The following is a 7,406-nucleotide window of genomic DNA, read 5'->3' as shown; positions in this document are numbered from 1 at the left end:
CGAAATCACCGCGGTACTTGGTGCCAGCCAACAGGGCACCCATGTCGAGCGAATACACCTGCGCATCGGCCAGGATCTCGGGCACCTCGTTTTGCGTGATGCGCCAGGCCAGACCCTCAGCGATAGCGGTCTTGCCCACGCCAGCTTCACCCACCAACAGCGGGTTGTTCTTGCGCCGGCGGCACAGGATCTGAATGACTCGCTCCACCTCCAGCTCACGGCCGATCAACGGATCGATCTTGCCTTCGCGGGCGAGCTGGTTGAGGTTCTGGGTGAACTGATCCAGAGGCGAGCCCTTGGACTCGCCTTCTTCCTTCTCGCCTTCGTTGCCGGAGCTTTCGTTCGACTTCGGTTGCTCGGGCGGGTCGGTCTTCTTGATGCCGTGGGCGATGAAGTTCACCACGTCGAGCCGCGTGACGCCCTGTTGGTGCAGGTAATACACAGCATGCGAATCCTTCTCGCCAAAGATCGCCACCAGCACGTTGGCGCCGGTCACTTCTTTCTTGCCGCTACCGGTCGACTGCACGTGCATGATCGCGCGTTGGATCACCCGCTGGAAGCCCAGGGTGGGCTGCGTGTCGACCTCTTCAGCGCCACCCACCGTTGGCGTGTTTTCCTTGATGAACTGTGCAAGGCTCTTGCGCAACTCATCGATGTTGGCCGAGCAGGCGCGCAGCACCTCGGCGGCCGAGGGGTTGTCCAACAGCGCCATCAACAGGTGCTCGACCGTGATGAATTCGTGACGCTGCTGGCGCGCCTCGACGAACGCCATGTGCAGGCTGACTTCAAGCTCTTGCGCAATCATGCGGCCTCCATAATGCATTGCAACGGATGACCGCCACGCCGTGCGGCGGTCAACACGAGTTCGACTTTCGTTGCCGCCACGTCCTTGGTGTAAACACCGCAAACGCCTCGACCTTCCTTGTGCACCTTGAGCATGATCTGCGTCGCAGTCTCGAGGTCACGTTTGAAATACTCCTGAAGCACCATCACGACAAACTCCATGGGGGTGTAGTCGTCGTTGAGAAGAACCACCTGGAACATTCTCGGCGGCTCGGTCTTGGCCGCCTTGCGCTCAGCAACAACGGCACCCTGATTCCGGTCGGGCGGAGGCCCACTGGGTGGCGTTGGCGAGCGCGGTGTGTCGTCGGGCATGGATTCATTCTATCGAGTTGAGGCTTGGCGGTTCGCTGTCTGGGATATTGCGCCACATGCAGTGGGTACAAGCCCAGAAATGCATCACACACAGCACATTTTTCGGCGCATTCAAGATGGATGCCAGGCCCGCCCCCAGCGCCTTGACAGCCCGCAAACCGAGATTGAGAATGCCGCGGTTTATGGGAAGGGGGCCCCAATATGGCAGTCGGAACGGTGAAATGGTTCAACGATGCAAAGGGATTCGGCTTCATTGAGCCCGAGGGTGGAGGCGACGACGTTTTCGCCCATTTCTCTGCCATCCAGATGGACGGCTTCAGAACCCTGAGACAAGGCGGGCGGGTCAGTTACGAAGCCGTGCAAGGCCCCAAGGGCCAGCTGGCCCACAACATCTGCCCCCAGGACGAAGCGCCCGGCAGCTTGCTGATAGCTGCCGCCAACAGCCAATCTGGGGCCGGCGCCAGCGCCTGATCAAGCAGCCAGAAACACAAAAGCCCACCTCAGGTGGGCTTTTGCTTGGTGCCGCAGAAGGCTACATGTTCGATCATCACTTCCCAATCGGCCGCTGAGCCGCATGAACACTCGATGTGCGTTGACACGCCCTTGGCAGATGGCCCTGTTCATGGCCCCAAACCATTAGCCACGCCTGCAGCTGCCTCTTGTCCGGCAAAGAGTTGCTTAGATGGTACGGGACCCGGCACTTCAACGTCCTCCATCGAGGCCCGTCCATCGCTCGCATCAAGGCCCATTCGATAGCCCATCGCGCGATAGCCGCGCTGGCGCTTCTCCCACATCCGCAGCAGCGCCGGGTGGCCGGTGTCGACGAAGTCGATGATCCGCACATCGGCTTTGCTGGCGTGTTCCCGGTGCAGGCGGCCTGCGTACTGCTGCAGGGTGCCCTTCCAGGAAACCGGCATGGCCAGCACCAAGGTGTCCAGCGGCGGGTGGTCGAATCCTTCGCCGACCAGTTTTCCGGTGGCCAGCAGGATGCGCGGCGCCTCGGGTGGCAGCGCGTCCATCGCGGTGATGAGGGCGGCGCGCTGCTTCTTCGACATCCGCCCGTGCAACACGAACGGCGTCGATGCCTGTGCGATCAGGGCCTCGCGGATGGCATCGAGGTGTTCGGTGCGCTCGGTCAGCACCAGCACTTTGCGGCCCTGCTTGAACGCCGCTGCTGCTTCCGCTGCGATAGCTTCGGTGCGGGCCAGGTCGTTGGCAAGGTGCCGGAACACGTCTTGAATGCCCGCCGTGGTCGGCAGGTCGATGCGGGCAATCCGTGATCGCGGTACTACTTCCAGTTCGTGCGGCGCACTGACCGGCCTGGCTGCGGTGTGGCGGATCGGCCCGCACTGCATGAATATGATGGGCTGCTGGCCATCGCGGCGGATCGGTGTGGCGGTCAAGCCCAGAACGAACGTAGCCTTGGTCCGCTTGAGGATGGCGTCGAACGATGCGGCACCCACGTGGTGGCATTCGTCGACCACGATCTGCCCGTAGCTCTCGACCAGCGCGTTGACATCGCCCTGACGCGACAGCGACTGCATCACGGCGATGTCGATCGTGCCGGTCGGCTTCGCCTTGCCGCCGCCGATGGTGCCGACGACGCCTTTGCCAACGCCAAGGAAGGCCTGCAGGCGTTCCTGCCACTGCTTCAACAACTCGGTGCGATGGACCAGCACCAAGGTGTTCACGGCGCGTCTGGCGATGATCGCCGCCGCCGTCACTGTCTTTCCGAACGCGGTCGGCGCACACAGCACGCCGGCATCGTGTTTCAGCATGGCCGCCATGGCCTGCTCCTGGTCAGGCCGCAGAGTGCCGACGAAGTCGGCTTGGATGCGCTCGCCGGCGAACCTTTCGTCCTGCAGGTCGCATCGGATACCGTTGTCTTTCAGCAAGGCAAGTGCTGCGTCCAAGCAACCGCGCGGCAAGGCGATGTGCTGCGGGTAGTTTTCGGCGTTGCCGATGACGCGGGGCTTGTCCCACACCGACATGCGCATGGCCTGGGCCTTGTAGAACTCGGGGTTCTGGAAGGCCGCCAGGCGGATCAGCCGGTTGGCCAGCGCCTGAGGCAGCACACTCTTCTCAAAGTAGATCAGGTTGGCGAGCGTCACGGTCAAGGCCTGGGGCATGGTGCCCGCCAGCTTGGTGGACCCACTGGCACGGCGCCTCCATGGCGCGGCCAAGTCCTCGTCGTCGATGAACGTCACGTCCAGCGGGTGGATGCCGCCGGTGGCACGCAGGATGGTCGGCTCGATGTCGTGCGGCGCCATGGGCTGGACCGAGGCGAGATAGGCCCACTGGTCGCCGTGCGACCGCAGCGCGGCGTCCACAAACACGCTGCAACCGCTCTCGCGTGGATGCTTCTGCAGCGGCAGGGCGACTAGGTTGCCGAACCCTCCCTTGGGCATCGTGTCCTGGTTGGGGAACAAGCGGTCATAGGACGTCAGCCGGAGCTGCCGGGTGCGCGAGCAGGTGTGGCTGATGATGGCGGTGCCCAGTCGCCGGGCATCGCGAGCCGACACACGCCCGCCGAAAAACACCCAGGCATGAGCGCCCTTACCCGAGCGCGAGACCTCCAGCGCGGCCCCCACGCCAAGCTCGTTGCAAGACTGCATGAACGCCAGGGCGTCCTGCTGCCAATCCGCCTCATCGAAATCGACCGCCAAGAAGTGGCAGGTGTCGTCCTCCAGCAGCGGATAGACGCCGACCGTTTGCTTACCGGCCAGGTGGTCATAGATCACCGAATCCGACAGCGGCATCAGCAGCCGGTGGCTACAGTCACCGCACTTGATGCGCGGCTTCTCGCAGACACCGGCTCGCCACTCGTTGGCGCAAGCCGGCGCGTAGCCCGACTTGCCCGAGATCTTGCCTTCCCAGCGAACCGGATAGACATCGGTGCGACCCCGGAACAGCCGTCGAAACAGCGCCACCTTCTCGGCCGTGGACAGGCTGGGGCCTGCAGGTTCTGGCGCCGGCTTTAGCACGGTTGCGGTCAGTACGCGTTGTGACGCCGCTGCACGCGACGTGCGCCACGCGATACCGTGCGACTCCAGCAGCGCCACGAGCCGCGCGTTCTCAGCTTGCAGCGCGACAATGGCCTCGCGATCAGTCATCGGCCCGTCCTCGGTGCTCCATTCACTCTCGCCCGGTCATCGCACGCACCTTGGCGATGAACTCGTGAACGTCCTCGTGGATCTCGTCGGCGGTCATGCCCAGCGCCACGGCCTCGCGGATCAGACTAACTGCGGGATCAGCTGCGCGCAGCTGCTGGAACAGGCCGTCCGGGTTCTCGAAGAGGATCTTCTTGCCGTTCACCACGCTGAAGACGTTCGCACTGACCTGGCGCCAGACGCGCCCTGGAGGCAAGGTCAGGTTCTGGTCGATGAAGAAGTCGTCGATGATCTTCTGCGTCGATTGCGCAAAGAGGTCGTCCGCTGCCAGTTGCAACTGCTGCAAGGCCGCACGGCGCCACGCATCCGGCACCAGCAGGTAGTTCTCGATATTCTTGCGTTTCCACTCGGCCAGAACGGCGTTGCCCGCCTTGGGGTGGAAGGCCTCGTCGGCATCGTCGAAGTCAAACAGCATCAACCGGGCGACATCCGGCAAGATCTGCTGCAGCGCCGCGAAGTGCGCGTCGGCGCGCTCCTTCATGTTCTTCTTGCCGCCCCCGCCCATGGTCTTGAAGCAGACTTTGTCCATCGCCTCCTGGGCACCGCAGGCGCCGGCCCAGGCCCGAAGGATTCGCTCGTCGCTCTCGCCCTCCACGTACAGGATGTAGGGCGACGCCATCAGACGGGTGATCTCCTCGTTGGACACATCGGACATCGCATGCAGAACGGCAGGTGTCGATTCCACACGCTTGGGCTTGCGGTTCAGCAGCGAAACGATCTGACTCGCGTCCACCCCGCGCGCAAACTCTTCCGCGTGTGTGGCAATCAGGAACTGCGTGCCGAGCTCCTGCGACTTGCGCTTGAAGTAATCGAGGATCTCGCGCTGCAGGTTGACGTGCAGATGGGCGTCGGGCTCGTCTAGCAGGATCGTCGTAGGCTGGTAGCCGAACAGGAAGGCCAGCAGAGTCAGCGTCTGGTGGAACCCACTGCCGCCCGAGATGATGTCGTAGGCCCGGTTGCCATCTGCGTACTCGACCGTGATGTAGACATCCTTGGTCGACTCGTAGCGGGGCTGGCTGATCTTGACGGAGAACCAGCGTTCGACCATGCCGGCCAGTTCCTTCCAGTCCGCGGCCGACGGTGCGCGCTTGGGTGCCTGTTCGCCGTTGTCGCGCGCCGACGGACTGCTGACCCGCAGCAGCAGGTTGCGAAGCACGCTGCCCGGTTGGCCCTTGCCGACCTGCTGGCGCATCGGCGAGATGTCGAGAAACTTCTCGGTCGGCTCCAGGCCCGAGAACGGTGGCACGTAGGCAATGCGGGGGAGTGAACCCGCCTTCTCGCACTCGCGAAATGCCGACCAGCCGCCGGAAGGAATTGCGTACATGGTCTGCGGTGAGTGGTAACGCAGTTCAACGCCGAAAGCGCCGGTCTTGCCGGCAGCGTCCTGCCACTCCAGCAAGATCTCGATGAGCACGAACTCCTGCTTCTTCTTGCCCGTGGCCGGATCGACCGGATAGTTGCGGTCGGTTCGGTCCTTCCAGAGCAGGATGAACTCCGGCACCGGCAGCGCAGTGAAGTTGGGCAGCACGACCTGGATGCCGGTGTTGCCGGTGCGCTTGGACCGATGGAACTCGTCGACACAGAACTGCCAGATCGCCATAGCCTGCAGCACCGTGCTCTTGCCGCTGTTGTTGCGGCCCACCAGCAGATCGAAGCGCGTGAAATCGTAGACCTGTTCGCCCACGCTCTTGAAGTTGCGAAGCGTCAACTTGGTGATCATGTAGTGGCCTCGGATTGGAAGATGTGTTCCTGGGTTGCTGGCGTCAAGGCAGCGTTGGCTTCGCGGATGCCCATTCTCTTCAGCGCTCCGGGCTACCGGCCGGCCCGGCCCATAGCCGAGAAAACTGGAAGGACAGTTCGCGGTGGTGCCGAATCGACAGTAGGTGAACCAAGTCGCCCGGCGTCGCCACCGTGTACAAGATCAGATAGTCCCCGTGCAGGTACTCGCGCAGGCGATCTGCTGCGCCCGCCGGCAATGCAGCGAGCTGCGCGAGAGCTTCGGCAGACTGCGGCGGCTGGTCCAGGTAACGCCGCCCGATACGGGGAAAGCGCACGAGATTGGGGATGACGGTGCTGCGGAGTTCGCCAAGCAGCCTGTCGTAGGCCTGCGCCGCATCTGCCTCGGTCAAGAAGGACTCGATCACCGCCAGCCGCTCCAGGAAGCTGGCTGTCAGTTCGACGCAAACGACGGGCTCAGCCACGTTTGCGCGCGGTCTTGCTGATTTTCACCTTGCCCTTCGTGCTGGCCGTTGGTGCACCGGCCCGCCGAGCCTGTAGCGCGGCAATGCCAGCATCCGCATCCTGCGTCCGTCCGGCTGCAATGTCCGCGAGGCCACGGCGCGCGTCGTCGATCAACAGCAGGTGGATGCTCTCGCGCTCCAAGCGGTGGTAATAGTCCAGGCGCTCAGCGTCGATGAGGGCGACATAGCTCTCGCCGTTCTTGGTGATGATCTTCTCGGCGCCGGCCTTGACCTGTTCAGCCAAGTCGGACAGCGTGGCACGCGCCTGGGTAAACGGCACCACATCGCTCGCAGAGATTCCCATGGGATGTCCATCCGGAAGTTGCAGAATTCTGCGCAGTCTACGCGCTTCTACACCCATCGGGTAGGCCGGCGTACCTGGCTGGGTAGCAGGTGTTCTACGCGCCACTGACCCTGGGTGGATCGATCGACAGCGAGCCGGCCCAGTAGCGTGACCGGAAGCTGCGGATAGCGCGGCTAGTTGCTGGCCAGATCGTCTGGCAGGTCGGCCAGGGTCAGTACCGAGGCCGACAGCGTGTAGTAGCCGAGGAGGCGTGTGTCGGGAGGCCTAACGGCGACAAAAGGCGCGGCCACGCGCTTGTCGGCGTCTTGCCAGGCCTGCTGCTTGAGATAGCGATCGAGCGCCTCCGCGCCGCAGTGAAAGGCAGCTCGGTCGTGCTGTCGGCCCAGGGGCTCGACAGTGATGCCGGTCAACGCCACCGGCTATGCGCCGGTGCGTTGGCGGTAGGCCTTGGCTGCGCGCCTGAGGCGCGCATTCGGTTCCGGCGGATTGAGCAGGGCTTGCACGAAGGCCAGTTGCTCTTCGCGCGACAGACGGATC

At 63.5% G+C, this 7,406-nt stretch carries 9 protein-coding genes; 1 reads left to right on the top strand and 8 read right to left on the bottom strand.

The window, feature by feature from the left end:
* A partial coding sequence (locus RMO40_RS11875) for a Clp protease N-terminal domain-containing protein (RefSeq protein WP_309721087.1) occupies positions 1–805 on the bottom strand: 805 nt, incomplete at its 3' end.
* The gene (gene clpS, locus RMO40_RS11870) at positions 802–1,155 is read right to left on the bottom strand and encodes an ATP-dependent Clp protease adapter ClpS (protein WP_309721084.1); all 354 of its coding nucleotides are present in this window, start codon (positions 1,153–1,155) and stop codon (positions 802–804) included. The genes clpS and RMO40_RS11875, both read right to left, overlap by 4 nt.
* Positions 1,156–1,356: 201 nt before the next feature.
* On the opposite strand from clpS, the gene RMO40_RS11865 reads away from it, so the two are divergent.
* Positions 1,357–1,626, top strand: a complete 270-nt coding sequence (locus RMO40_RS11865) for a cold shock domain-containing protein (protein ID WP_309721082.1) — start codon at positions 1,357–1,359, stop codon at positions 1,624–1,626.
* 149 nt (positions 1,627–1,775) lie between these two features.
* Here RMO40_RS11865 and RMO40_RS11860 read toward each other — a convergent pair whose 3' ends face one another.
* The 6 genes from RMO40_RS11860 to RMO40_RS25495 form a co-directional block, all read right to left on the bottom strand.
* Positions 1,776–4,268, bottom strand: a complete 2,493-nt coding sequence (locus RMO40_RS11860) for a TOTE conflict system archaeo-eukaryotic primase domain-containing protein (protein ID WP_309721075.1) — start codon at positions 4,266–4,268, stop codon at positions 1,776–1,778.
* Positions 4,269–4,290: 22 nt separating this feature from the next.
* Positions 4,291–6,045, bottom strand: a complete 1,755-nt coding sequence (locus RMO40_RS11855; RefSeq protein ID WP_309721072.1) for an AAA family ATPase — start codon at positions 6,043–6,045, stop codon at positions 4,291–4,293.
* 79 nt (positions 6,046–6,124) lie between these two features.
* Positions 6,125–6,526: a type II toxin-antitoxin system RelE/ParE family toxin gene (locus tag RMO40_RS11850; RefSeq protein WP_309721069.1), complete on the bottom strand. Its 402-nt coding sequence runs from the start codon at positions 6,524–6,526 to the stop codon at positions 6,125–6,127.
* Positions 6,519–6,869, bottom strand: coding sequence for a type II toxin-antitoxin system prevent-host-death family antitoxin (locus RMO40_RS11845; RefSeq protein ID WP_309721067.1), 351 nt, complete (start codon positions 6,867–6,869; stop codon positions 6,519–6,521). The genes RMO40_RS11850 and RMO40_RS11845 overlap by 8 nt, the downstream gene beginning before the upstream one ends.
* A gap of 173 nt (positions 6,870–7,042) precedes the next feature.
* Positions 7,043–7,279, bottom strand: a complete 237-nt coding sequence (locus RMO40_RS11840) for a hypothetical protein (RefSeq protein WP_309721064.1) — start codon at positions 7,277–7,279, stop codon at positions 7,043–7,045.
* 9 nt (positions 7,280–7,288) lie between these two features.
* Positions 7,289–7,399, bottom strand: a complete 111-nt coding sequence (locus tag RMO40_RS25495) for a type II toxin -antitoxin system TacA 1-like antitoxin (RefSeq protein WP_489660149.1) — start codon at positions 7,397–7,399, stop codon at positions 7,289–7,291.
* Positions 7,400–7,406: the final 7 nt, after the last annotated feature.

The organism is Rhizobacter sp. (assembly GCF_031412075.1).
GTDB lineage: Bacteria > Pseudomonadota > Gammaproteobacteria > Burkholderiales > Burkholderiaceae_C > Rhizobacter.
Note: the sequence above shows the minus strand (reverse complement) of the source record. Positions and strands in the feature narration are given on the sequence as shown.